Consider the following 25,226-nt stretch of genomic DNA (forward strand, 5'->3'; position numbering starts at 1 on the left):
TCGCGACGCCCCTGCCGGACGACTCGCTAACCTGCGGCTATGGCGAGAGTGGCGAAGCTGGTCTATTACCCGGTCAAAGGCTGCGCGGGCACGCCGGTCGAAACGGCCGACGTCACCCCCGCGGGGCTGAGGTTCGACCGTGCCTGGATGGTCGTCTCCCCGGAGGGCGAGTTCCGCAGCCAGCGCAAGCATCCGGTGATGGCCTCGATCCGGGCCGAGGTCCTGGACGACGGCGCCCGCCTGCGCCTCGCCGCTCCCGGTGTCGAAGAGCTGCTGGTCGAGACGGTCGCGGACGCGCCGAGGCACCCCGCCGCGACGTTCACCTGGCAGGGCAAGGGCGTCCACCAGGGCGAGGAGGCCGCAGAGTGGTTCTCCGACGTCCTCGGCCTGCCGTCGGTGTTCGTCGGGCTCGCGCCCGAGCACGAACGCGTCACCAACGGCGAGATCCCCGGCACCGCGGCCTTCGCCGACGCGCACGCGATCCTGCTGACCTCCGAGTCCTCTTTGGACGGTCTGAACGAGCGCATCGCGTCGCGCGGTGCCGAAGCCGTGCCGATGGACCGTTTCCGGCCCAACATCGTCGTCGCGGGCTGGCCGGAGCCACATCGCGAGGACGACGTCCGCTCGCTCACCGCCGGTGGCCTCGAACTGGGGTACGCCAAGGTCTGCATCCGCTGCACGGTGCCGATGGTCGACCAGGAGACCGGTGCGAAGGCCGGCCCCGAACCGATCCGGTCGCTCGCCGACTACCGCCGCGAACCCGAGGGCGGCGTCTCGTTCGGGATCAAGATGGCGGTGACCGGGCCGGGTCAGGTGGCCGTCGGCGACGAAGTGATCGTGCACTCCTGGGCGGGCCCCAGCCTGAGCACCGCCGAGGCCGAACCGCCGTTCACGGCGACCGCGAGCCGTCCCGCGGAATCGGTGTAGAGCACGTTCCGGCCCGGCGGCACCGTGCCGAAGGTGTCGCCGACCAGCGCGTTCACCAGAACGTGTTCGCTGCTGACCGAGACCGTGCCCGCCAGCCCGGCCAGTTCGAGGTCGGCCGGGCTCGCGGCCAGCTGGACGTTGCCGAAGTGGTCGACCGTGAGCACTTCGGCCACCAGCTTGCCGGGGAACACCGCGACGAACGGGTCCGGCAGCCGCACGAGGTCGTCGACGCGCGGCCCGAACTCCTCGGGCGCGACGCCGAGCGCGAGATGTGCCGCCGCGGGGGCGAAGACGTCACGCCCGTGGAACGTCGACGATGTCACCGGAAGGCGGTACTCCGGCGCCGCGAGTTCGTACGCGGCTGTCACTCCGCTGAGTGTTTCGGCGGCGGGAATGAGGAGCCCGTTGTCCGGGCCGACGAGCATTCCGCGCTCGGTGACCACCACGACACCGCGCCGGGCGGTGCCGACACCGGGGTCCACGACGGCGAGATGGACGGACTCCGGCAGATACGGCGCGGTCTGGGCGAGCACCTCGGCGCCGGTCCTGACCTGCTGCGGAGGGATCTCGTGGCTCACGTCGATCACCCGTACGGACGGCGCGATCCGCGCGATCACGCCGTGGCACGCGGCCACGAAACCGTCGCTCAGCCCGTAGTCGGTCGTGAACGAAACGCAGTGGATCGGCATGATCAGCCATCATCCTTGATCGCTAGGGTGCAGCCGTGACGACGCTCGAATACCCGAAGATCGCCGCCGGCAAGGTCCGTGAGCTCTACGCCGTCGATGACGAGCATCTGCTGCTCGTCACGTCCGACCGGATATCCGCCTACGACGTCGTCTTCGACACGCCCATCCCGGACAAGGGTCGGGTGCTCACCGCGATGAGCGTGTTCTGGTTCTCCCTGCTCTCCGATGTCCTCCCCAACCACCTGGTCTCCTACGAAGACGAACGCATCCCCGCCGAGGTCCGCGGCCGCGCGCTGCTGGTGCGGCGGCTGGCGATGCTGCCGTTCGAAGCCGTCGCCCGCGGTTATCTCACCGGTACCGGTCTCGCCGATTATCGCGCGCGCGGCACGGTTTGCGGTGTCGAACTTCCGCCCGGTCTGACCGATTCATCCCGTCTTCCCGAGCCGATCTTCACGCCCGCGACCAAGGCCGACCACGGCTCGCACGACGAGAACATCGCCTTCGCCGACGTCGTCGGTCAACTCGGCCGCGAGCGGGCCGAGGAGGTCCGCGAGGCGACGCTGGCGGTGTACCGCCGCGGCGCGGAGTTCGCCGCCGAACGCGGCATCCTCCTCGCGGACACGAAGCTCGAATTCGGCGTCGACCGGGAGGGGAACCTCGTGCTCGCCGACGAGGTGCTGACCCCGGATTCCTCGCGCTACTGGCCTGCCGGTGGATACGCGCCGGACAGCCCGCAGCCGTCGTTCGACAAGCAGCCGCTGCGGGACTGGCTCACCAGCCCCGCGTCCGGCTGGCACCGCCGGGACAGACCGGGGTCTCCACCCTTGCCCGATGACATCGTCGCCGCCACCCGGGCGAGGTACATCGAGTCCTACGAACGCATCACCGGCCGGTCGTTGCAGGATTGGCCCGCCTGACCTGCGGCGTTCACTCCGTCGTCAGTCCGGCGCAAGCCGCGGCTGGCTCACTGGTGGAGTGGATGCACGTTTGCTGGTTTCCCTGTCCGGCGTGACCACCCGGACGTTGCACCGCTGTGCCGATCTCGCGGCCGAACTCGACCGGCGCAGGGTCCCGTTGTCCGTGCTCTACGCCGCTCGCACCGGCGAGGGCCCCGTGACCGAGTGGGTCCGGACTCGCCGCGCCGGCGGCGACTCCGTCCTCCTGCACGGGTACGACCACCAGATCCCGCCGACGCACCGCGCCGTCTACCTGGGCAAACGCGCCGAGTTCGCGGCGCTGCCCGCGCACGAGGCGCGGCTGCGCCTGATCGCGGCCAAGGCGGCGCTGGACGCCAACGGCATGGCCGTCGACGGTTTCGCGCCGCCGCGCTGGATCGCGTCGGAGGGCACCCTGCAGGCCCTGCGCGAGCACGGGTTCCGGCTGTGCGCGGATCTGGTCTCGGTGCGGGACCTGGTGTCCGGCGACGTTCAGCGCGCCAGGGTGCAGGAGTTCGGCGGACCGTCGCACCGCACGGAGACCGTCCGGTGTTTCGCGCTGGTGCTGGCCGCCGCCAGGGCCGCGCGCCGCGGCGGGCTGGTGCGGCTCGGCATCGACGCCGCGGACCTCGCCCGCCCGGGACTGCGGCAGGCGTTCCTCGACGCCGTCGACGTCTCGCTGGAGAACCGCGCCTTCGGAACCACCTACGGCTCGCTCTCGCGAACGCGGGTTAAATTGTCGGGATGACCGACGAGGCCGGCGCACCGGCGACGCTGATGCGGCTCTGGCGCCGGTCGGAACGCCCGACGCGCGGCAGGCCGTCCGTGCTCGACATCGACGGTGTCGTGGCGGCCGCGGTGGACCTCGCCGATCGCGAAGGCGTCGCGAACGTGACGCTGGCGAACGTGGCGAAGGACCTGGGCGTCACGAAGATGTCGTTGTACCGCCATATCGGTTCGAAGGCGGAGCTGCTGGAGCTGATGGCCGACTTCGCCGTCGGCGATCCGCCGCTGGTGGAGCCCACCGGTGATTGGCGGGCCGAGCTGACCACGTTGGCCGAGGCCAACCGCGACGTGCTGATGAGCCATCCGTGGCTGGTCGAGCTGCCGCTGTCCGGCCCGCCCGCCGGTCCGCACGCGGTCGCCTGGATGGACGCGATCCTGCGCACGCTGCGCGACACCGGTCTCGACTGGGGGACCAAGGGCGGGATCCTCGTGTTGATCGGCGGCTATGTCCGCCTCGCGTGCGCGCAAGCCCTCCAGCTCGCCGAGGGCCGGAAGGACAGTGGGCTGAGCCAGGCACAGGCGGAGCAGGCCTACGGTAAGGGGCTCGCCGAGCTGATCGACCCGGAGCGGTTCCCCGACGCCGTGGGCTTCCTGACCTCGGGCCTCGGCGGTACCGAACAGAATTCCGATTTCGACTTCGGCCTCGACGTCGTCCTCGACGGCATCGCCGCTCTCGTCGACGCGAGCTGACAAACACCTCCTCCGTCATTAGTATCCGTCGGACACCAATTAGTGTACGTTGGATACTAAAGGGGGATCATGACATCGACACCGACGGGCGAGCGCGTGCTCGCACCGGATCTGGCCAGGGGATTCGCGCTCCTGCTGGTCGCGCTGGCGCATACCGCGAGCATCTTCCTCGGCAACACGCCTGGCGTCGATCAGACGCCGGAAGGCCTGGAACGGCCGTACTTCGTGGTGCTGTTCGTGCTCGTCCACGCGTGCGCGCTGCCGCTGTTCGGCATGATGCTCGGCTACGGGATGGTGCAGTTCGCCGATCGCCAGGAGGCGCTGGGGCAGCCATGGCCGCGCACGCGGGGCATCCTGCTCCGTCGTCACGCGTGGCTGCTCGTCTTCGGCGCCGTCGACGGGGTGCTGTTCTTCTCCGGCGACGTGCTCGGCGCGTACGGCGTGATCGGCATGGTGTTCGCCCTGCTGCTTTTGCGACGCGGCAAGGGTTTCTATCGGCTTCCGGTGCTGTACCTGGGTTTCGGCGTCTGCTACCTCGCCGTGCTGATGTACCTGGTGCTCACCGGGAACTCCGGGAGCGCGCCCGTCCCGTCCGCCGTGGACGTGTCGTCACTGGCGCCGACGTATGGCGACGCCGTGCGCGAACGGCTCGTCGAATGGCCGATGACCACGGCGGTCCTGCTGTCGTCGATCCTCTTCGTCTGGGTGGGCGCCTGGGCCGCGAAGAAACGTGTCCTGGAGGAGCCGAACCGGAAACTGCTCCTCTTCGGCCTGTTCGGCGGTTTCGGGGTCGCGATCGCGGGCGCGCTGCCGATGGGACTTTTCGCCGGTGACTACGTCGGCTTCGACGAGGAGACCGCCGGGCTCGCCAAGCTGATGTACGAGGGAGCCGGGCTGTTCGGCGCGATCGGCTACATCAGCCTGTTCGGGCTCGTCGGCATGGCGGTCGGCGAGAAGCGCCGCGGCGTCATGGTCACCGCGATCTCGGCCCTCGGTCAGCGCACGCTGAGCGCTTACCTGTTCCAGTCGGTGGCGTGGCTGATCCTGGCGCCCCCGTTCATGCTGGGGCTGGGCGGCAGCACGTTCGTCGCGGCCGCCTGCGGGCTCGGCGTGTGGCTGCTGACGGTCGTCGTCGCGTACGTGATGCACCGCCGGGCGTATCGGGGACCGGCGGAGATCTTGGTGCGGAAACTGGCTTACCGCTAAAGCTTCACCGGCTCCCCGACGTCGAGCACCTTCACCTCGGTGCCTTCCGGGGCGAGGTTCGCGAACAGGCCGTAGTGCATCTGCGGCCGCGCGAGAACGGCCTCATGGATCGGGACGGCGAGGCGCGGCGACACCGCACGCAGGTAGTCGACCGCCTCGCCGGCCTTGAGCCACGGGGCGCCGGTGGGCAGGCCCAGGACGTCGATCTTCTGTTCCGGCACGAAGAACGAGTCACCCGGGTGGTAGAAGGCGCCGTGGTCGACGATGTAGCCGACGTTCGGGATCACCGGGATCTCCTCGTGGATCACCGCGTGCTCGCCGCCGACGACGTTGATGGCACTGGAACCGATTTCGAAGGCGTCACCGGGGTTCGCGATCTGGAACTCGGCACCGATCTTCCGCACGGCTTCGGCGGAACCCGGGTCGACGATCAGCCGCGCGCCAGGGTTCGCCTCCAGCAGCGCGGGCAGCCTGTCCGCGTCGAGGTGGTCGAAATGCTGGTGGGTGATCAGGATCGCGTCCAGTTCGCGCTCGCCTTCGAAACCCGCCGAGAAGGTGCCGGGGTCGATCAGGATCCGCGCGCCCTCGGTCTCGAGAAGTGTGCAAGCGTGTCCAAAATGGACAATACGCATCGGTGTTCTCCTTCGCGGTAGGTCGATTCCAGCCTATGCCCGGAGCAGGGCGTCGCCAAGTTCGGTACGCCGGTAACGGACTTCGCGGCCGCGTCGCAGGCTGTCGAGCAGGCCGGCCGCGTGCATTGCGGTCAGGTGCTGCGAGACCGTCGGCGCCGAGAAGCCCAGCCGTCGTGCCAGCTCGGTGGTGCTCGCCGGTTCGTTGAGCGTCGTGAGCAAGGCGGCCTTCGTCCGGCCGAGCACTCCCGCGAGCGCGCCGGGCGGCCGTTCGGGATCCGACCAGAGTTCGGCCACGCCACGGGCCGGGTACAGCAGCGAAGGCTGCCACGGCTCCATCGTGATCACGCCGACCGAGGGCCATGCGAAGACGCCGGGGATCAGCAGTAGGCCGCGGCGGTCGAGGCGGACGCGGCCGCGTTCCTTCATCTCGATCATCAGGACGTCGTCGACCAGCCTTACGCGCGGGTGGATGTCCTCCAGTACCAGCGCGATACCGCCCGCGGCCAGCCGTCGTGAACGTTCCTCGATGTCGGCGACGAGGAACCGGCGCATCCGTGGCCAGTGTGGTTCGACCAGTTCGGTCCAGGCGATCTCCATCTGGGCCGCCAGCAGATCCCTTGCCTTGGTGGGATCTTCGGGGAGCCCGCTCAGGTCGGCGTCTACTTTGGACAGTTCGTGGGCGACCTGGTCCGGTGCCGTGCGGCGGATTTCGGCGAGCTGGGCGGACGCGGTGGTCTCCGGGCCGCTCGGCGGCGGGCTGAGGAAGTCGGTGATGTAGTGCCGCGCGCTCATCACCTTGGCGAAGGCGTCGATGGGCAGGTCCGGCAGTTTCGCGGCCGCCTCGCGCAGCCACGGCAGATGACTCGGATGCCCGCGCCGTCCGAGCAGGGTCTGCATCGCGCCCATGGTCTCGTCGAGCGGGGAGATGCCGAAGCGGACGCGGTTGGCGCTCTCGGCGGTCAGGACCAGCTCGATCATCTGATTAGGCTATGTCCTAATCAATGGTCCGCGCCAGACTTGGTTCGGCAGTGTTCATGGCATGACGTTGCTGCGTAATCCCGGGTATTGGCGCTGGTCGGCGGGGGTGCAGCTGAACCGGCTGCCCGCGACGATGGCGCCACTGGCCTTCACCGTGCTGACCACCGCGACGACCGGTTCGTACCGGCTCGGCGGGGTCATGATGGCCGTTTTCGTCGCCGCCGAGATGGTCGGCGCCGTGCCGACCGGACGGCTGCTCGACCGCGTCGGCCCCGCCCGCGGTCTCGTCGTCCTGCTTCCCCTGGTCGCCGCCGGGTTGTTCCTGCTGGCCGCGGTCGCTTCCGCCGGAGCCCCGGACTGGGCGCTGCTCGCGCTGGCGATCCCGCCGGGACTGGTCGCGGGCGGGCTGAACGGCGGTTTCCGGACGTTGCTCGCCGGCACGGTGACCGAAGAGGAACTGCCGAGGGCCGTTTCGGTGGACGCGATGATCCTCGAAGGCGTCATCGTCGGCGGACCGCTGCTGGTGGCGCTCCTGGCGACGTCCGGACCTGCTATTCCGGTCCTCGCGATGGCCGTCGTCGCCCTGCTCGCGGCGCTGCTCGTGCCGCGGCGGACCGTCCAGCGAGATCCACAAAGGACGGTCGAACGGCAGCCGATCCCGGTCGCCGCCTGTGTGCCCTGGCTGGCGGGGTTGTTCACCGTCGGGCTCCTGCTGTCGACCATCGAAGTCGGGCTGCTGCCGCTCGTCCAGCGTCTCGGCGCCCCCGATTCGGCGACGGCGGTCGTCATCGTGGTGCTGTGCGCCGCCAGCGTCGGCGGGAGCGCGCTGTACGCGGCGCGGGGGAAGGTCGGCGATCCGCGGCTGTTCCTGGCCGGTTTCGTGCTCGGCGGGATCATCGTTTCGACGGGCTTCGGGTGGGCCGGGTTGCTCGGCGGGGTCGCGCTGATCGGGCTCTGCACCGGTCCGCTGATGGCCGTCTCGTCGGTGAACCTGCAGAAGCTGCTGCCGGAACGCCGCCGGTCGGAGGGGTTCTCACTGGCCTTCACCGTGCAGGCGTCCGGCTTCGGGCTGGGCTCGCTGGCGATCGGTGTCCTGCCGGTCTGGCTGTGCCCCCTTCTCGGCGTCCTTGCGGCGCTCGTCTCCTGTGCGATGCTGGTGGCACGCCCCAGGCGAGCTATTGGCACGCCGTCAGTAACGTCGTAGCCTGGGCTTTGAGCCGAGACACGGGAGAAGTCGATGACCGCAGTCCAGCCGAAGCCGACCGCGCACAGCGTGGGGGAGACCTTCGATTCCCTCAGCCCGGCGACCGACGAGGTCGTCGGCACCTACCCGGTACACACCAAGGAGGACGTCCGCGCCGCCATCGCCCGCGCGAAGGACGCCGCCGCATGGTGGGCCGGGCTCGGCTACGACGGGCGCGCCGAACGCCTGCGCCGCTGGAAGGGCGTCATCACCCGCAGGCTGCCGCAGCTGTGCCAGGTCGTGCGCGACGAGACCGGGAAGCCGATCGCCGACGCGCAGCTGGAGAGCGTCCTCGCCATCGAGCACATCGCGTGGGCCGGTAAGCACGCGCGCAAGATCCTCGGCAAGCAGCGCCGCGCGGCCGGGCTGATGATGTCGAACCAGGCGGCGACGGTGGAGTACCAGCCGCTCGGCGTCGTCGGCGTGATCGGCCCGTGGAACTACCCCGTGTTCACCCCGCTCGGCTCCATCGCCTACGCGCTCGCCGCCGGCAACACCGTCGTCTTCAAGCCGAGCGAGTACACGCCCGGCGTCGGGAAATGGCTGGTCGACGCGTTCAACGAGGTCGTCCCGGAGTGGCCGGTGCTGCAGCTGATCACCGGCTTCGGCGAGACCGGCGCCTCGCTCGTCACGGGCGGCGTCGACAAGATCGCCTTCACCGGTTCGACCGGGACGGGCAAGAAGATCATGGCCGCGGCCGCCGAGACGCTGACCCCGGTCATCATCGAGGCCGGCGGCAAGGACGCGGTCCTGGTCGACGCGGACGCCGACCTCGAGGCCGCCGCGGACGCGACCGTCTGGGGCGCGTTCTCCAACTCGGGCCAGACCTGCATCGGCGTCGAGCGCGTGTACGTCCACGAGCGCGTGCACGACGAGTTCGTCGCGAAGGTCGTCGAGAAGTCGAAGGACGTGCGGGCCGGTTCGGACGCGGCCGCGCAGTACGGCCCGGTGACGATGCCTTCGCAGCTTTCGGTGATCAAGCGCCACATCGCGGACGCCATCGAGCGCGGCGGCAAGGCGCTGGTCGGCGGCGTCGACGCGGTCGGAGACCGCTACGTGCAGCCGACGGTGCTCGTCGACGTGCCCGAAGACTCCGCAGCGGTCCAGGAGGAGACGTTCGGCCCGACCGTCACCATCGCCAAGGTCCGCGACATGGACGAAGCCGTCGAGAAGGCCAACGACACGAAGTACGGCCTCGGCTCGACGGTGTTCTCGAAGTCGCGCGGCCTCGAACTGGCCGGACGGCTGCGCACCGGCATGACGTCGATCAACGCGCCGCTTTCCTTCGCCGGTATCGCTTCGCTGCCCTTCGGTGGCGTCGGCGATTCGGGCTTCGGCCGGATCCACGGCCCGGAAGGCCTGCGCGAGTTCGCCCGCCCGAAGGCCGTGGCGCGGCAGCGGTTCACCGCGCCGATCGTGCTGACCTCGTTCTCCCGTAAGGAAAAGACCGACGCTCTGGTGGCGAAGCTGATCACCGTTCTGCACGGCAAACGCTGATCCGCCGCCTGTCAACCCCCGCGTGCTAGGAACGGTCCTTTCCTTGCGAAATTTGCAAGGAAAGGACCGTTCCTAGCGTTTACGGAGGCGTGAAAGGACCGGTCAAGCACCCCGGATGAGGTCCGCGGCCTTCTCCGCCACCATGATCGTCGGCGCGTTCGTATTCCCCCGCGGCACCACGGGCATCACCGAAGCGTCCACGACGCGCAGCCCCTCCACCCCGCGCACCTTCAGCGACGGATCGACGACGGCGTTCTCGCCCGTCCCCATCGAGCAGGTCCCCACCGGGTGGTACAGCGTCTGCGTCTTCTCGCGCACGTAGTCGGCCAGTTCCTCGTCGGTCAGGTCGTGCCGCTCCGGCAGGAACGGCTTGTCCAGATACCGCGCCAGCGGGCCGGACTTCCCGATCTCCACCAGGGCGCGCATCCCGGCGAGCATTTTCTCCATGTCGACGGACTCCGCGTAGTACGCCGGATCGATTTCGGGCTTCCACAAGGGATTCCCCGATTTCAACCGCAGGCGCCCCCGGCTCGCGACGTCCACGAGGGTCGCCGCCGACGTGAAGCCCGGCACCGTCGGCTCGCGCATCCCGTTGTCGTAGAACAACGTCGGCGCGACGTGGATCTGCATGTCCGGCGGCGAGACACCGTCCGCGGCGGGGAAGAACGCGCCCGCCTCGCCGATGTTCGAAGCCAGCGGGCCGCGTTTGGTGAGCTGGTAGCGCACCAGGCCGCCGGGTGTCGCCGCGTCCACCAGGTCGGTGGTGCCGCGCGTCGACCAGATGATCCCGCAGGCCGGGTGGTCATGGAGGTTGTCGCCGACGCCGGGAAGCGCGGCCACGACGTCGATCCCGTGCTCCCGCAGGTGTTCCGCCGGGCCGACGCCGGAAAGCATCAGCAGCTGCGGCGAGTTCACCGCGCCACCGCTCAGCAGGACCTCGGTCGAAGCGCGCACCGTCGTCTCGGCGCCCTGGTCCAAATAGGACACTCCGACGGCGCGGGTGCCTTCGAACACGACGCGGGTGGCTTGCGCGTTGGTCCGCACGGTGAGGTTCGGGCGCGACAACGCCGGCCGCAGGTAGGCGTCGGCCGTCGACCAGCGGCGGCCCTTCTTGCAGGTCACCTGGTAGACGCCCGCGCCTTCCTGTGACTCGCCGTTGAAGTCGTCGGTGCGCTTGAGGCCCCAGGCGACCGCGGAATCGACCCAGGCGAGGGACAGCTCGTGGGTGAAACGGCGGTCCTCGACGTTCAACGGACCGTCGGTGCCGTGCAGTGGCCCGCCGAGCCGCTGGTTCCCCTCCGCCCGTTTGAAGTACGGCAGGACGTCGTCGAAACCCCAGCCCTCGGCGCCGTGCCCGTCACGCCAGCCGTCGTAGTCCGCGCGGTTGCCGCGGATGTAGATCATCGCGTTGATCGACGAGCAGCCGCCGAGCGTCTTCCCGCGCGGCCAGTACAGCGTCTGGCCGGTGTGCTTCTGCTCGACCGTCTCGTAGTTCCAGTCCCACTTGGTCTTGAACAGACCGGGGAACGCGGCGGGGATGTGGATCTCGTCGGCGTCGTCCTCGCCGCCCGCTTCGAGCAGGAGCACCCGCGCCGACGGATCCTCGCTCAGCCTGTTCGCCAGTACGCATCCCGCGCTGCCCGCGCCGACGATCACGTAGTCGAAGGAGTCCTGATCGGCCACGGTGCCTCCTGCTGCTCGCCCGGTGTTGACGCCCCGCCAATGGGCTCATCTTGGCCCAGCGCCGCGCTCCGAGCATCCCCCAGACGAAGGATCGGTGCGAGCTCAGTCGGAGTCGGGTGAAAAAGAGGTCACGCAGGGGCCGCCTTCGGCGTCGTCCTCGGTCTCGATCCGGCCGGGGTTCCGGACGCCGTCGACCTCGCCCGCGAGGTGCAGGATCGTCTGCTTCGCGGTGGTCAGCACGTCGGCCTTGTCGACGGTGTACCTCGCCTCGCCGTGGATGACCTGCTGCACGCCGTCGCGCGTCGTGTCCGGCACCTTCTCGCAGAGCACGGACAACGCCGCCGGGATGTCGCGCGCGTTGATCGCGTCGACGAACTTGTTCCCCGCCTCTTCCCCGGTCTTGACGTCCGGGCGGGGCGACGGCTTCGTCTCGACGCTCGGCAGCGGCTCGGGTTCACCGCCGACCTTGGCGTCGCGCACGCACCAGCCGCCCTCGCCGGGGATCATCGCGATCCCGACGGTCTGGCCCCCGGCGGTGAACGCGGCCGAGTACTCCTGCGCCGCACGCTGACGCGCGGGCGTGCTCAGCTGTGCGCCCTCGGAGACGGCCATCATCTGCTCGAAGGTGTAGGACCGCTTCGAGCGGATCGGGCACCAGAGCTGGCTGACGCGACCCTCGCCGACGCCGTTCACGAACGACTGGCCCAGCTGCCCCGGCGTCGCGCGCGAGGTGGTGTCGGCCTTGGTCTTGAAGAACCCCGGCGTCACGAAGCCGGTGAACGCGACACCGCCCGCGATCAGGACGAAGACCAGCGCCAGCGTGATCCAGAGCCCGGTCTTCGACTTCTTCGGCGGCGGCATGTACCCGTACTGCGGTTGCCCGTAGGTCATGCGGCAACCGTAGTGAAGTAGGCTCGGGCGGTACCCACGACCTGCGTGAATAAGGAGCAGCCTGCCGTGGCCCGAGTCGTCGTCGACGTCATGCCCAAGCCCGAAATCCTCGACCCGCAGGGCCAAGCCGCGCTCGGCGCGGCCGGTCGTCTCGGCTTCACCGGGATCACCGAGATCCGTCAGGGCAAGCACTTCGAGATCGAGGTCGACGACTCCGTCGACGACGCGACGCTCGAAAAGATCGCCGAAGGTTTCCTCGCGAACCCCGTCATCGAGCAGTGGACCATCAAGCGGGTGGACGCGTGAGCGCCCGCATCGGGGTCATCACCTTCCCCGGCACGCTCGACGACGGTGACGCGGCCCGCGCGGTCCGCTACGCCGACGCCGAGGCCGTGCCGCTGTGGCACGCGGACGAGGACCTCAAGGGTGTCGACGCCGTCGTCGTCCCCGGCGGCTTCTCCTACGGCGACTACCTGCGCGCCGGCGTCATCGCCCGGTTCGCGCCGGTGATGTCGTCGGTGATCGAGGCCGCCCACAAGGGCATGCCGGTGCTGGGCATCTGCAACGGCTTCCAGATCCTGTGCGAGGCTGGGCTGCTGCCGGGCGCGATGATCCGCAACGCGGGTCTGCACTTCATCTGCCGTGACCAGTGGCTGCGCGTCGAGAACAACGACACCGCGTGGACCACCCGGTACGACAAGGGTGCCGAGATCCTCATCCCGATGAAGAACATCGACGGCTGCTTCGTCGCCGAGCAGGCCACCCTCGACGAGCTGGAGGGTGAGGGCCGCGTGGTGTTCCGCTACGTCGGCGGCAACCCGAACGGCTCACGCAACGACATCGCCGGGATCCGCAGCGAGAACGGCCGCGTCGTCGGGCTCATGCCGCACCCCGAGCACGCCATCGACGCCCTCACCGGGCCTTCCGACGACGGGCTCGGCATGTTCTACAGCGCGGTAGACGCGCTGTCTTTGATCGCGCGCTGACGTAAACGCGCCGAAGGGGCGCCGCTCCGTACGCGACTCACGTTGAGTGCGGAGGGCGCCCCTTCATCGCGTTCACGTGGGCCTTCGGCCCGAAAGAGGGCGCGCGACGTGAAGTCTCCGTCGGGCGCGGGGCGCCCTTGGGGAGACGCGTCTCCGCCTGACCGCGTGCTAGGAAAGGACCGTTCCTTGCGAAATTTGCAAGGAACGGTCCTTTCCTGGCGTTTCAGGAGGCCGCGGCCACCAGCGCCGAGTAGGGCCCACCCGCCGCCAGCAGCTCAGCGTGCGAACCCAGCTCGGTCACCCGGCCGCCTTCGATGACGGCGACCCGGTCCGCCGCGGCCGCCGTGTGCAGCCGGTGCGCGATCGCGATCACCGTGCGCCCTTCGAGCACCGCGCTCAGCGACCGCTCCAGCTCCCGCGCCGAACCCGTGTCCAGCAGCGACGTCGCCTCGTCCAGCACCAGCGTGTGCGGGTCGGCCAGCACGACCCGCGCCAGCGCCAGCTGCTGCGCCATCGCCGCCGGGACGGCGACCGCCCCGGCCCCGACCTTCGTGTCCAGCCCGTCGGGCAGGCTCGCCACCCACTCCGACGCCCCGACCGAGGCCAGCGCGGCCAGCAGCCGTTCGTCGGACCAGCCCCCGGCCGGGAGCGTGAGGTTGTCCCGCAGCGTCCCCGCGAACACGTGCTGCTCCTGGGTCAGCAGCAGGACTTCGCCGCGCAGGACGTCGTCCGGCAGCGTCGACACCTCGGCGCCACCGATCCGCACCGAGCCCGACGTCGGCGCCGACATCCCGGCCAGTAGCCGTCCCAGCGTCGACTTGCCGGCACCGGACGGCCCGACGATCGCCAGCCGCTCCCCGGCGGGTACCCGCAGGTCGATCCCGTGGAGCACTTCGCGGTCCACGTTGTAGCCGAAGCGCACGTCGCGGACCTCGATGTCCTGGCCGCGCGGCGCCTCCGAAACCGCACCAGAAGGCGCAGCGGGCCGCACACCCAGCAGCCGCCGCAGCGAGACACCCGCCACCTGAATGTCCGCGAGCCAGAACAGCGCCTCGTTCAGCGGACCCGTCATGACCTGCGAGTACAGCAGCATCGCGGTGATCGTGCCGAGCCCTTCCCAGCCGTTCGAGTAGGCGAGCAGGCCCAGCCCGAGCATCACCGGCACCGGCAGCACGTAACTGATCTCCAGCGACGGGATCCACCGCATCTGCAGCGCCCGGACCTCGCGCTCACCCAGCATCGACGCGTCGAGGCCGTCGTGCCCGGTCCGGATCCGGCGGCCGGTCAGGTTCAGCGCCTCGGCCGTCCGCGCACCCTCCGCGGTCTCGTGCGTGGTGGACTGCAGCTCGGACCACTTGTCCAGCATCCCCCGCATCACGTCCGGGATCCGCCGCTGGTACCAGATGTTCACCGGTACCAGCAGCGGCAGCGCGACCAGCAGGCCCAGCGCCAGGAACGGGGAGGTGATCACCATCGCCACCACGGTGAACACCACCGTGACCGCGGCGATCAGGATCTCCGGCGCGCCGAAGCGCACCGCGTGGTCGATGCGGCTGACGTCGGTGGTCGCCCGGCTGAGCAGGTCACCGGTGCCCGCGGCCTCGACCGTCCCGAGCGGCAGGTTCAGCGCGTTCCCGACGAACTCCTCGCGGTTCTTCGCCAGGATCCGCTCACCGAACACTCGCGCGCGAAGCCGCGCCAAACCCTTGAACCACGCCTGCGCGCCCAGCACGACCACGAACGCGATCGCCAGCCAGGTGATCGTGGCGGTCGTCGTGCCTTCGACGACCTCGTCCACCAGCGCGCCCAGCAGTCGTGGCCCGGCCAGCCCGATCGCGGTCGCGACGCAGAACAGGCCGAGCATCACGGAGAACTCGCGCTTGTTGGCCCGCGCGGTCTCCTTGATCCATCGTCGAACGTCTTTCTTGTCTGCCAGCGGCAGCTTTTTCATGCTGTCATTTCCTTACCCCCGAGATGGCGGTCGAAGACAGTGAGCACGCTGCAACTCCGTCTTCAGGCGACCACTTTCGTACTCACGACCACATCGGCCACATGTGTCCACAAAGGACTTTGACTGAACACGACGGTGGTCTTGCCGCGCCGCAGCTTGGCGACGCGTTCGGTTATGCGGGCTTCGGTATGCGCGTCGACGGCCGAGGTCGGCTCGTCGAGCAGCAGGACGTCGGCGTCGGTCGCCAGCGCGCGGGCCAGGTTCAGCCGCTGCCGCTGACCGCCGGAAACCTCACGTCCGCGTTCACCGATCACCTCGTCGACGCCATGGGGCAGCGCGTCCACGATGTCCTCGGCGTCCGCCGCGTACAGCGCTTCGGTGATTTCGACGTCGCCAGGCTCGGCGGGGCTGACCTGTTCGCGCAGCACACCGGAGAACCAGATGTCCTGGTTGTGCGCGAACACGACCCGCCGCCGCAGCTCGTCGAGCGCGACCCGGTCCACCGGAACCCCGCCGACGAGGGCAGGTTCACCCGGATCGGTGAACCGCGCCATCCGCGACGCGACCGCTTCGGCGTCGGCCCCGACGTCGACGACGGTCAGCTTCCCGGCCTCGACCTTGATCCCGGACGTCTCGTCGTACAGGTCCAGCGGGCCTTCCGGCAGCGGCACCGGGTGCTCCGGCTCGGCGAGCGTGCGTTCGGTGGACAGCAGTTTGCACACCTTCCGCGCCGAAACCAGCGCGGCGCTCAGCACACCGGCGAACTCGGTCGCCGTCGTCACCGGGATCACCAGGAACACCGAGATGCCGTAGAACGTGATCAGCTCGCCGACGCGGATGGTGCCGTTCATCGTCGCCTGCGCGCCCAGCCAGGTGATGGCCACCGTGACCAGGCCCGGCAGCGCGATCTCCGCGGCCGCGAGCCACGCTTCGCTGCGTCCGACCTGGACACCGGCCGCGCGGACTTTCTGGCTTGAGCGGCGGAAGCGGTCGAGGAACTGCTTCTCGCCGCCGACCCCGCGAAGGATCCGCAGGCCGGAGACGATGTCCGCGGCCAGTGCGTTGACCTCGGTCTTCTCCTCGCGCTGCTTCGTCTGGCGCTTCTCCAGCGGCTTCAGCAGCGGCCCGATGCCCACCACCGCCAGCGGGACACCGATCAGCGCGACCACGCCGAGCAGCGGGGACGTCGTCAGCAGCGCCGTCGCGCACACGAGGAACGCGATCAGCGAACCGAAGGCCCGCCCGAGCACCTCGAAGGAGTCACCGATCGGGTTGATGTCGCTGGTGGTGATCGCGACCACGTCGCCCGTGGTGGTCGTGTCCCGCAGGTTCGCGCCCAGCTTCGTGGCGTGTTCGGTGGCGAGCCGCTGCGTCACCCCGGCGCCGTGGATCCAGCAGCCGTAGGACGCGAAGTGCTGCACCGTGCCCGCGAGCGTCTGCGCGATCCCGAGCCCGGCGGCCGCGAGGCCCCACAGCCAGACGGAATCGCCGTCGCCGCGGCCGATCGCGTCGATGCCCCGGCCGATCGCGACCGGCAGCAGGGCGATCGGCAGCGACCACAGCGCGCCGCTGATCGCCGAGACGGCGAGCAGCCCCGGGCGCGCGAGCATCATCCTGACCAGGTACCGCCAGGCGGTCGGCTTGGCGGGCAGTCGTAGTCGCGGAAGGGGATATGTGGCGGAAAGCACGATTATCGACGGTAAGCGGATCACCACCGCGGGCGCGACCGATTTATCCGTGGGCGACCGACGGGTGAACAACCCCCTCCCTTATTCTGGCGGCCGTGGCGAACCCTGATGCGGACACCGTGACCAGCACCGTTGACACCACTCAACACGCCGAGGCGACCCCCGAGCAGACCCAGCCGTACGTCGAGCTCGGCCTCGCCGACGACGAGTACGCCCGGATCCGGGAGATCCTCGGCCGCCGTCCGACCGACGCCGAACTGGCGATGTACTCGGTGATGTGGAGCGAGCACTGCTCGTACAAGTCCTCGAAGAAGCACCTGCGCTACTTCGGCGAGACCGCCACTCCCGAGATGAAGGAAAAGATGCTCGCCGGTATCGGCGAGAACGCGGGCGTCGTCGACATCGGCGAGGGCTGGGCGGTCACCTTCAAGGTCGAGAGCCACAACCACCCGTCCTACGTCGAGCCGTACCAGGGCGCCGCGACCGGCGTCGGCGGCATCGTGCGCGACATCATGGCGATGGGCGCGCGCCCGCTCGCGGTGGCGGACGCGCTGCGCTTCGGCCCGGCTGACGCCCCCGACACCCGCCGCGTGCTGCCCGGCGTGGTCGCCGGCGTCGGCGGCTACGGCAACTGCCTCGGCCTGCCGAATATCGGCGGCGAGCTGGTGTTCGATCAGAGCTACTCCGGGAACCCGCTGGTCAACGCCCTGTGCGTCGGCGCGATGCGCGTCGAAGACCTGCACCTGGCCTTCGCCTCGGGCAAGGGCAACAAGATCATCCTGTTCGGCGCGCGCACCGGCCTCGACGGCATCGGCGGCGTGTCCGTCCTCGCCAGCGACACGTTCTCGGGCGACGAAAGCTCGGGCGGCCGCAAGAAGCTGCCCAGCGTCCAGGTCGGCGACCCCTTCACCGAGAAGGTGCTCATCGAGTGCTGTCTCGAACTGTTCGCGCAGAAGCTCGTCGTCGGCATCCAGGACCTCGGCGGCGCCGGGCTTTCCTGCGCGACGTCGGAACTCGCGGCGGCCGGTGACGGCGGTATGCATATCTACCTCGACCGGGTTCCGTTGCGTGCCACCGGAATGACCCCGGCGGAGGTGCTGTCCAGCGAGTCGCAGGAGCGTATGTGCGCGGTCGTCTCGCCGGAGAACGTCGAGGCGTTCATGAAGGTGTGCGAGAAGTGGGACGTCATCGCCACCGACATCGGTGAGGTCACCGACGGCGAGCACCTCGTCATCACCTGGAACGACGAGGTCGTCGTCGACGTCCCGGCGCACACCGTGGCGCACCAGGGGCCGGTGTACGACCGCCCGATCCAGCGTCCGTCCACACAGGACGCTCTGCAGGCCGACACCTCGGCGAAGCTGCCGCGTCCGTCCACTTCGGACGAACTGCGGGCCGACATCCTCAAGCTCATCTCGTCGCCGAACCAGGCGTCGAAGGAATGGGTGACCTCGCAGTACGACCGCTACGTGCGCGGCAACACCGTGTCCGCGCAGCCGTCGGACTCCGGCGTGATCCGGATCGACGAGTCGACCGGCCGCGGTGTCGCCGTTTCGACGGACTGCAACAGCAAGTTCGTCTACCTCGACCCGTACGAGGGCGCGAAGCTCGCGCTGGCAGAGGCGTACCGCAACGTCGCCACCAGTGGCGCGAAGCCGGTCGCGGTCTCGGACTGCCTGAACTTCGGCGCGCCGACCGACCCGGGCGTGATGTGGCAGTTCGAGCAGGCCGTGCACGGTCTGGCCGACGGCTGTGTCGAACTCGGTATCCCGGTCACCGGCGGCAACGTCAGCTTCTTCAACCAGACCGGTGACGTGGCCATCCTGCCGACGCCGGTGGTCGGCGTGCTCGGCGTGATCGACGACGTCACCCGCCGCATCCCCACCGGGATCGGCGCCGAGGCCGGGGAAACCCTGCTGCTGCTCGGCGAAACCCACGACGAGCTGGACGGCTCCGCCTGGGCGCGCGAACTGCACGGTCACCTCGGCGGCCGTCCGCCTCGTGTGGACCTGGCACGTGAGAAGCTGCTCGCCGACATCCTCATCGCCGGCTCCCGCGACGGCATGATCTCCGCCGCGCACGACATCTCCGACGGCGGCCTGATCCAGACGCTCGTCGAGACCGTCCTCATCGGACAGTGCGGCGCCCGCGTCTTCCTCGACGCGGAGCAGGATCCGTTCGTGCAGCTGTTCTCCGAGTCCGCGGGCCGGGTGCTGGTCGCCGTGCCGCGTACCGAGGAACTGCGGTTCACCGAGATGCTCACCGCGCGCGGCCTGCCGTGGCGCAAGACCGGTGTGGTGGACCCGGAGTCGGGCTCGCTCGAACTCCAGGGCATCACGGAGTTCATGCTGGACGAGCTTCGGGAGCCGTGGGAGCGCGCGCTCCCGGCCCTCTTCGACTGAAGCTGAAGGACGCTTTCCCCGCATCACATGCGGGGAAAGCGTCCTTCAGTCCTCTTTGGGCAGTACCGAACCCGACGGGAACTTCGCGCCCTCAAGCGACGGAGGCTCCGCGAAGGTCGCCACGCTGAAGTCGACGGGTTTCCCCACGACGAGATGGTTCAGCGACACCTTGCGTTCGAAGCTCGCCCTCGTGAGGTCGAGCGTCCCGTGGATGGTCACGTCCTTGAGCGAGAACTTCCCGGAAATCTGGGCGTCGGTGAGATCCACGTAGCTCGCCACCTCGCAACGATCCGCCCCGAACCAGCCGACGCGCCTGCCGAGCAGTTCGAGCTTGTCGAGCCGGGCGTCACTGAGGTTGAGCCCCAGCGTCGGCCCAGTGGTGCCGGTATGGGGAAGGATGTCGCGGATCAGCCGCTCGGCGGCGCGCCGGACCAGCCGTTCGCGTTCGGCCCCGGCCCGGTTCTCGTTGTCCCACTCGGTGTCGCTCGGGAACTTCGGGTGGTCGAACGGCCGCCGCAGGTAGGCGCACAACACGTCGAGCACCGTCTGCCGGTACTCCGGCCGGGTCCTGGCCAGCCCCGCGAGCGAATGCATCGCGCCGACCCGGACCTGATCGGCCTCGTTGCCCAGCAGCTCGATCGACTTGGCGAACCGCTCGTCGGAGATCCGGCTGCGCTCGATCTCGTGCCTGTCCTCTTCGGTCCGCCTGCGCCGGTCGTTGAGCCACAGCCCGTAGAGCGCGGCGATCGCCCCGCCCGCCAGCGCACCGGTCTTGAGCGCGTCGCCGCGGCTGGTCGCGCGATCCGTGAGCAGCCAGGCGGTAACCCCGACGAGTACCACGACCGAGGACAGCAACGTCCACAGGAGCGGCGATTTGAGCAGGCGCCTCATCGGTCCTTCACCGTGAGCCGGGCGCGGCCGTCCGGGAGGGTTTCGACGGACCAGTCCGCCGGGAGTTCGTGATCCCTCGCCGGTTCCACCGACGTGTTGTACAGCGACACCGTGCCGGGCGCCTCACGGAAACTCAGATCCGCGAAACCGTCGAACCGCGCGCGGCGCAGGTCCAGCGTCCCCTTGAACTCTGCGTCGGCGAAGACGGCGTCCTTCGCGAAGACGCTGTCCTTGAAGGACGTCTCGCCCGCGAACACCGTGCCGCGGAACTCGGCGTCCTCGCTGAACTGCACCCCGCTGAACCACGCCCGCTGCTCGAACTTGGCGTTGTCGCACCGGAAGTAGCCGATCCGCTTGTCCTTCTTGGTACCCGCACCGGTCAGGTACACGGGCCCGAGGAACACGCAGCCGGACAGGTTCGTGCTGCTGTACAGCCCGCCGTAGCGGAGCAGAAGCCTGCCGATCTTCCGGTCCGACAGGTCGAAGTACTCCAGCACCGCGCCGGTCAGATCGAGGTCGTACCCGGGCGTGCCCTCGGAGTCCGCGGCCGGGAGCAGTTCCCCGATCAGCCGTTGCGCGGTCTGCCGCACCTGGAGTTCCTGGTCCTCCTCCGCGGTCCCCTCTTCCGGCGCGGTGTTCCCGGCCCGTTTCGCCGTGTCCTTGTACCGCGGATGCTTGAACGGCCGCCGCAGGTACGAACACAGGATGTCCAGCACGGTCTGCCGATAGAGCTCGCGACCGCGAGCCAGCCCCGCCAGCGCGTGCAGCGCCCCCACCCGCACCTGGTCGGCGTCGTGCCCGAGCAGCTCGACGGCCTTCGCGAACCGTTCGTCCGAGATCCGGTCCCGGTCCTGGTCGGCCCGCCGCAGCTCCAGTTCCTGCCGCTGCCTTTCGACCTCCTGCCGCCGTTCCTCCACCCGGCGCCGTCTGTCGTTGAGCCACAACGCGTACAGCGCGACGATGGCGGCGCCGGCGACACCGCCGGTCTTCAGCGCCTCACTGCGGCTGGTCGCCGGATCCGTCAGCAACCAGCCGCCGACCGCGAGCAACAGGACGAACGAGAGGACGAACGTCCACAGCAACGGGGAGCGGAGGAACCGCTTCATCGGGCCTTGGAGACCAGAAGCGAGGAGACGCACCAGGAGCCGGACTGGCTCTGCGCGAACATCGTTCCCTTGGCGTCCTCGCCTTCGACCTTGCCGGTGATCTCGGCCATGACGAGGTTGGTGGTTCCCTGCGTCTTCTTGACCTCTGCCGTGGAGCCCGGCGGAAGGAAGACGTCGAGCACGGAGCCCATGCTCGCCCGCCGGTTTTCACAGGCCAAGGCGATCGCCCCTGGCCGGTCGCCCGACGAGATCCTGGCGAGGAATTCCTGGATGACCTTGACGCCCTCGGGATCGCCGGAGCTGCTGCCACCGCTTTCGGTGCTCCGCGGGGTCCTGGTCGTGCTCGACTTCGGGCTGCTCTTCGGCTCGGAGGTCGGCGCGGGCTGGGACGACGACGGCGGCGCGGCCACGGGTTCGTCCTTGCTGAGCAGGAAGCCCGGCGCGACGAACCCGGTGACACCGAACGCGGCCAGTACGACCACGCCGATCACGATCCCGATGATCAGTCCGGTCTTGCTCTTCGACGGCGGCGCGGGCGGGCCACCGTAGCCCTGCTGGTAGCCCTGCTGATTCGGGTCCCAGCCTTGCTGCGGCTGCTGCTGGTACTGCTGGTTCGGGTCCCAGCCCTGCTGGGGCTGCTGGTACTGCTGCGTCTGGTCCCAGCCCTGCTGCTGCGGCTGACCGTACTGCTGGTTCGGGTCCCAGCCACCCTGCTGCGGCTGCTGTCCCTGGGGGTCCTGGCCGTAGGGCTGGCCTGGCTGGGGTGGGTAGGTCATCGGTCTCGCCTTCCGTACTGGGGCCTGAGGCTTCAGATCAGACGACCGGCGGTCAGCGCTGGTTCCGGATCCGCTCGTGCCAGGGATTTCAAGGGGAAGGTACCGTGCGCCGAAGGCTGCGCGCGAAAACGGCTCCCGGCCGGGGCCGGGAGCCGTTTCGTCACGGAATGCGTGGCTCAGCCGTTGGCCAGTGCCTGCAAGCGGTCGTAAGCGCCGTTGAAGGTGTCCTGGTCGAGCGGGCTGGAGGTGTACTGCCACACGGTGTAGTAGCCCCAGCCGTAGGGCAGCGTGCCCACGGTGGACGCGTAGCGCGCGATCCACAGCGGGACCGTGCCACCGAAGTTCTGCGACGTGCCGACGCAGGTGCTCCACCAGCTGGTCGAGGTGTAGATGACGGGCCAGCGGCCGGTACGCGCCTTGTACCGGTCGTGGAACGCCCGGATCCAGGACCCCATGGCCGACTGGCTCAGGCCGTAGCAGGTCGCGCCGTACGGGTTGTACTCCATGTCCAGCGCGCCCGGCAGCGTCTTGCCGTCCCCGGACCAGCCGCCGCCGTTGTTGACGAAGAAATCGGCCTGCGCCGCGCCGCTCGAAACGTTCGGCAGGGCGAAGTGGTACGCGCCGCGGATGAAGCCCTTGTTATAGGAACCGTTGTACTGCTGGGCGAAGTACGGGTTCTTGTAGCTCGTGCCTTCGGTGGCCTTGGTCCACACGAAGCGCTTGCCCTGGTTCCACCAGTAGTTCCAGTCGACGTTGCCCTGGTAACTGGCCACGTCGATCCCCGCGACCGTCGCGAGCACGCCGACCTCGGGCTGCGGCTGGGCGGCCTTGGCCCTTGAGTCCGGGGTGGAGGTGTCGCCTTCCACGCGCCGGATCTGCGATCCGATCGTGTGGTTGTTCTGCTGGAGATCCTGTTCGATCGACATGATCTCGGGGGACGGGGCGGCCGACGCCTCGACCGTGCTGCTGAGCAGGAGCAGCGCGGAGCCGACGGCGATGGCGATTCTTCGGGAAGTGCGCATCACGACAATCCCTTCACGGATAACCCTCGCTGAGGACGGCGACCTTGCAGGTGGTAGCCGTCCGGGCACGATTGTTGACGACGGGTGCCGGGTTTGTCACTAACTTCCGTGAAATTGGTACTACGCGTGGGTGATTTTCATTTCCAATTAGAGTGAGCTATGTGATCTTGTAACGCCCACTCGGGTGATCGTTCAGCCGAGCGAGAGCGCACGCACGCGGTCGATCGTGCCGTTGAACCAGTTCTGGTCACCGGGAAGACTGCCCTTGTTCGAGAACTGCCAGATGGTGTGGGTCTTCCAGCTCGCGGGCAGCTCGCCGATCTCCGTGTTGTAGCGCGCGATCCACAGCGGGTTCTGCCAGAACACGGCGCTGTTGCCGGTGCAGCGCTTCCACCAGCTCGTCGACGTGTAGATCGCCGGATGCCGCCCGGTCCGCCACAGATAGGTCTCGGCGAACGACGCCATCCACGCGACCATCTGCGCCGGCGTCTTGCCGTAACAGGTCTCGCCGTACGGGTTGTACTCGACGTCGAGCGCGCCCGGCAGCGTCTTGCCGTCGCCGGACCAGCCGCCGCCGTGGTCGACGAAGTAGTGCGCCTGCGCCGCGCCGTCCGAGATGTCGGGGCGCGCGAAGTGGTAGGCGCCGCGGATCAGGCCGACGCCGTAGGAACCGTTGTACTGCTGGGGAAAGCGGGGATTGACGAAGCCGGTGCCCTCGGTCGCCTTCACGTAGACGAACTTCGCGCCGGTCCTGGCCGCCCCGGGCCAGTCGACGTCGCCTTGATGGCCGCTGACGTCGTGGCCGAGCGTCTGCGCCTCGCCGCCGTACAGCGGCCCCACCGACACGTTGACGCCTTCGTGCAGCGCGATCTGTGAACCGGCGTAGTGCTCCTCTGCCCCGTCGTACCTGGGCCCGCTTTCCCGTGCGACGGCGGGGGTCTGCGCGAGCAGCAAAACCCCCGCCGCGAGGACGGCCCCCCAGCCTTTCGAACACACTCTGCGACTCATCACGTCGCCACGATCCCCCGGGGAAAGGGAATCAGCGACTCGAACATCACCCGAAAGAGTTGCTTTCCGGCCGAAAAAATTGGGCCGAGTGGGTTAATCGGGGCCTAACGACGCTCGTCTGAAAGGGCTTTGTCGAGGTGCTCCGAGGGAACGATCGCGGTGAGCCGGTCGTGGGGATTGATCGTCACGGGGTGCCCGGCGAGCAGCGGGACCATGTCCCGGCCCAGCACCGCGCGGGCGTGCGGCCATTCGCGCGGGACCAGCGATTTGGCCGTGTACGCGGGCACGAGCACCTTGCCGTCGGTGTTGTGGAAGCCGATCACCGTGCGCTGCACCGGGGAAAGGGCGTAGACGAACAGCGTCGAGTCGAGGATGACCCGCGGCAGGTCGGCGGCCGGGCGGTGGTTCGTGCGCACCAGCTGGAGCAGCTGTTCGAGCTCGTTGCGCGGCTCCGGGAAGCCGAGCGCCTTCGGCGAGGGGCGGTAGCGATCGTTGGGGTGGAAGTCCTCGACGATCTCGCCCCCGCCGTTCACCGGGTACGCGCCGACGACCGCCCAGGACGGCACCGGGCCGTCGGGGTCGAAGGCCTCGTCGATGACATAAAGCCAGCTGTTCGGGTTGGCCTTGGCGTTGGCGCGCATCTCTTCGGTGATCTTCGGCTTGCCCGGTTTCTTCTTGCCCGCCGGGCTCGACGCCAACCGATCCGCCTCGTCCCGCTGAGCCATCGCCATCCCCACGTTCCGGGTGCCTGAAGGTTTGTTCGCGCTCACTCTACTGTTCTCCCATGGCCTCTTCGCGTTCGGTCGACCCCGCTGAGTTACGAGCCGCGATCGCGGCGATTTCCCCCTGGTTGAGCGGATCCGGTCCGGATCCGGCCCGTCCCGAGCTGGCCGCGGCGGTGCGGCTGAGCCTGCGGACGCTGGCCGGGGACGCCCCCGGGAAGAGTGTCGAAGTGCGGGTGCCGCCGTTCGCGGCTGTGCAGTGTGTCGAAGGATTGCGCCATACCCGCGGGACTCCGCCGAACGTTGTCGAAACGGATCCGCGCACGTGGCTGGAACTGGCGACCGGGCTGCTCGGCTGGGCCGAGGCCGTCGAATCGGGGCGGGTCACCGCCTCCGGGAGCAGGGCCGATCTGGCCCGCTGGCTGCCCTTGGTCCGCATCTGACCCCGCTCCGGCGTGCAATGAACGGTCCGTTCCTTGCGAAATTTGCAAGGAACGGACCGTTCATAGCAGCCGGA

General features: G+C 69.1%; 24 protein-coding genes. 11 read left to right on the forward strand and 13 right to left on the reverse strand.

All coding sequences use genetic code 11. The features are described 5' to 3' along the window. Positions 1-39 precede the first annotated feature (39 nt). Positions 40-927 carry an MOSC domain-containing protein gene (locus ACIBTM_RS08795; RefSeq protein ID WP_395875949.1) on the forward strand — a complete coding sequence of 296 codons (888 nt, stop codon included), beginning with the start codon at positions 40-42 and terminating at the stop codon, positions 925-927. Here ACIBTM_RS08795 and ACIBTM_RS08800 read toward each other — a convergent pair. Beyond that, positions 810-1,616 (reverse strand): S-adenosyl-l-methionine hydroxide adenosyltransferase family protein, encoded by an 807-nt coding sequence (locus ACIBTM_RS08800; protein ID WP_395875950.1) that lies wholly within the window; start codon positions 1,614-1,616, stop codon positions 810-812. The two genes, ACIBTM_RS08795 and ACIBTM_RS08800, sit on opposite strands and share 118 nt — an antisense overlap. A 35-nt stretch (positions 1,617-1,651) precedes the next feature. Here ACIBTM_RS08800 and ACIBTM_RS08805 point away from each other — a divergent pair, with 35 nt between their 5' ends. From ACIBTM_RS08805 to ACIBTM_RS08820, 4 genes are all read left to right on the forward strand, one after another. Further along, complete coding sequence (locus tag ACIBTM_RS08805) at positions 1,652-2,533, forward strand: phosphoribosylaminoimidazolesuccinocarboxamide synthase (protein WP_395875951.1); 882 nt, start codon at positions 1,652-1,654, stop codon at positions 2,531-2,533. Positions 2,534-2,591: 58 nt separating this feature from the next. Continuing rightward, positions 2,592-3,299 (forward strand): DUF2334 domain-containing protein, encoded by a 708-nt coding sequence (locus ACIBTM_RS08810; RefSeq protein ID WP_395875952.1) that lies wholly within the window; start codon positions 2,592-2,594, stop codon positions 3,297-3,299. Further along, a complete protein-coding gene (locus ACIBTM_RS08815) occupies positions 3,296-4,027 on the forward strand; it encodes a TetR/AcrR family transcriptional regulator (protein ID WP_395875953.1) in 732 nt (243 codons plus the stop codon). Before ACIBTM_RS08810 ends, ACIBTM_RS08815 begins: the two co-directional genes overlap by 4 nt. Before the next feature lie 69 nt (positions 4,028-4,096). After that, positions 4,097-5,233 carry a DUF418 domain-containing protein gene (locus ACIBTM_RS08820; protein WP_395875954.1) on the forward strand — a complete coding sequence of 379 codons (1,137 nt, stop codon included), beginning with the start codon at positions 4,097-4,099 and terminating at the stop codon, positions 5,231-5,233. Here the strand turns inward: ACIBTM_RS08820 and ACIBTM_RS08825 are convergent. Next, positions 5,230-5,865, reverse strand: a complete 636-nt coding sequence (locus tag ACIBTM_RS08825) for an MBL fold metallo-hydrolase (protein ID WP_395875955.1) — start codon at positions 5,863-5,865, stop codon at positions 5,230-5,232. The two genes, ACIBTM_RS08820 and ACIBTM_RS08825, sit on opposite strands and share 4 nt — an antisense overlap. A gap of 33 nt (positions 5,866-5,898) precedes the next feature. Further along, positions 5,899-6,843: a DUF5937 family protein gene (locus ACIBTM_RS08830; protein WP_395875956.1), complete on the reverse strand. Its 945-nt coding sequence runs from the start codon at positions 6,841-6,843 to the stop codon at positions 5,899-5,901. Positions 6,844-6,904: 61 nt separating this feature from the next. Between ACIBTM_RS08830 and ACIBTM_RS08835 the strand changes: the two genes are divergently transcribed. Next, positions 6,905-8,047, forward strand: coding sequence for an MFS transporter (locus tag ACIBTM_RS08835; protein WP_395875957.1), 1,143 nt, complete (start codon positions 6,905-6,907; stop codon positions 8,045-8,047). A gap of 33 nt (positions 8,048-8,080) precedes the next feature. Continuing rightward, entirely contained in the window at positions 8,081-9,583 is a 1,503-nt protein-coding gene (locus tag ACIBTM_RS08840) for an aldehyde dehydrogenase family protein (RefSeq protein ID WP_395875958.1), read from the forward strand. Between the two features lie 102 nt (positions 9,584-9,685). Here the strand turns inward: ACIBTM_RS08840 and ACIBTM_RS08845 are convergent, their stop codons facing one another. Both ACIBTM_RS08845 and ACIBTM_RS08850 read right to left on the reverse strand, forming a co-directional pair. After that, on the reverse strand, positions 9,686-11,266 hold the full coding sequence (locus tag ACIBTM_RS08845; RefSeq protein ID WP_395875959.1) for a GMC family oxidoreductase: 1,581 nt from the start codon (positions 11,264-11,266) through the stop codon (positions 9,686-9,688). A gap of 102 nt (positions 11,267-11,368) precedes the next feature. Further along, the gene (locus ACIBTM_RS08850; RefSeq protein WP_395875960.1) at positions 11,369-12,157 is read right to left on the reverse strand and encodes a hypothetical protein; all 789 of its coding nucleotides are present in this window, start codon (positions 12,155-12,157) and stop codon (positions 11,369-11,371) included. Positions 12,158-12,223: 66 nt separating this feature from the next. Here ACIBTM_RS08850 and purS point away from each other — a divergent pair, with 66 nt between their 5' ends. Both purS and purQ read left to right on the forward strand, forming a co-directional pair. Further along, the gene (gene purS / locus ACIBTM_RS08855) at positions 12,224-12,463 is read left to right on the forward strand and encodes a phosphoribosylformylglycinamidine synthase subunit PurS (RefSeq protein WP_125784867.1); all 240 of its coding nucleotides are present in this window, start codon (positions 12,224-12,226) and stop codon (positions 12,461-12,463) included. Continuing rightward, positions 12,460-13,143: a phosphoribosylformylglycinamidine synthase subunit PurQ gene (purQ, locus tag ACIBTM_RS08860; RefSeq protein ID WP_395875961.1), complete on the forward strand. Its 684-nt coding sequence runs from the start codon at positions 12,460-12,462 to the stop codon at positions 13,141-13,143. Before purS ends, purQ begins: the two co-directional genes overlap by 4 nt. A gap of 223 nt (positions 13,144-13,366) precedes the next feature. On the opposite strand, the gene ACIBTM_RS08865 is transcribed toward purQ, so the two are convergent. Further along, on the reverse strand, positions 13,367-15,094 hold the full coding sequence (locus ACIBTM_RS08865) for an ABC transporter ATP-binding protein (RefSeq protein WP_395875962.1): 1,728 nt from the start codon (positions 15,092-15,094) through the stop codon (positions 13,367-13,369). 62 nt (positions 15,095-15,156) lie between these two features. Beyond that, on the reverse strand, positions 15,157-16,782 hold the full coding sequence (locus ACIBTM_RS08870) for an ABC transporter ATP-binding protein (RefSeq protein WP_395875963.1): 1,626 nt from the start codon (positions 16,780-16,782) through the stop codon (positions 15,157-15,159). Between the two features lie 119 nt (positions 16,783-16,901). On the opposite strand from ACIBTM_RS08870, the gene purL reads away from it, so the two are divergent. Then, positions 16,902-19,184, forward strand: coding sequence for a phosphoribosylformylglycinamidine synthase subunit PurL (purL, locus tag ACIBTM_RS08875; RefSeq protein ID WP_395876764.1), 2,283 nt, complete (start codon positions 16,902-16,904; stop codon positions 19,182-19,184). 45 nt (positions 19,185-19,229) lie between these two features. On the opposite strand, the gene ACIBTM_RS08880 is transcribed toward purL, so the two are convergent. The 6 genes from ACIBTM_RS08880 to ACIBTM_RS08905 form a co-directional block, all read right to left on the reverse strand. Next, a complete protein-coding gene (locus ACIBTM_RS08880) occupies positions 19,230-20,075 on the reverse strand; it encodes a hypothetical protein (RefSeq protein ID WP_395875964.1) in 846 nt (281 codons plus the stop codon). Beyond that, the gene (locus ACIBTM_RS08885; RefSeq protein WP_395875965.1) at positions 20,072-21,181 is read right to left on the reverse strand and encodes a pentapeptide repeat-containing protein; all 1,110 of its coding nucleotides are present in this window, start codon (positions 21,179-21,181) and stop codon (positions 20,072-20,074) included. Before ACIBTM_RS08885 ends, ACIBTM_RS08880 begins: the two co-directional genes overlap by 4 nt. Then, on the reverse strand, positions 21,178-21,957 hold the full coding sequence (locus ACIBTM_RS08890; protein ID WP_395875966.1) for a Twin-arginine translocation protein TatA: 780 nt from the start codon (positions 21,955-21,957) through the stop codon (positions 21,178-21,180). The genes ACIBTM_RS08885 and ACIBTM_RS08890 overlap by 4 nt, the downstream gene beginning before the upstream one ends. Before the next feature lie 176 nt (positions 21,958-22,133). Next, entirely contained in the window at positions 22,134-22,979 is an 846-nt protein-coding gene (locus ACIBTM_RS08895; RefSeq protein WP_395875967.1) for a lysozyme, read from the reverse strand. Positions 22,980-23,171: 192 nt separating this feature from the next. Further along, positions 23,172-23,987 carry a lysozyme gene (locus ACIBTM_RS08900; protein WP_395875968.1) on the reverse strand — a complete coding sequence of 272 codons (816 nt, stop codon included), beginning with the start codon at positions 23,985-23,987 and terminating at the stop codon, positions 23,172-23,174. Between the two features lie 104 nt (positions 23,988-24,091). After that, positions 24,092-24,718 (reverse strand): type VII secretion system-associated protein, encoded by a 627-nt coding sequence (locus ACIBTM_RS08905; RefSeq protein WP_395876765.1) that lies wholly within the window; start codon positions 24,716-24,718, stop codon positions 24,092-24,094. Between the two features lie 53 nt (positions 24,719-24,771). On the opposite strand from ACIBTM_RS08905, the gene ACIBTM_RS08910 reads away from it, so the two are divergent. Then, on the forward strand, positions 24,772-25,152 hold the full coding sequence (locus ACIBTM_RS08910) for a sterol carrier family protein (protein ID WP_395875969.1): 381 nt from the start codon (positions 24,772-24,774) through the stop codon (positions 25,150-25,152). Positions 25,153-25,226: the final 74 nt, after the last annotated feature.

Origin of the sequence: Amycolatopsis sp. NPDC049868 (assembly GCF_044461365.1) — a bacterium.
In the GTDB taxonomy this organism is placed as follows: domain Bacteria; phylum Actinomycetota; class Actinomycetes; order Mycobacteriales; family Pseudonocardiaceae; genus Amycolatopsis.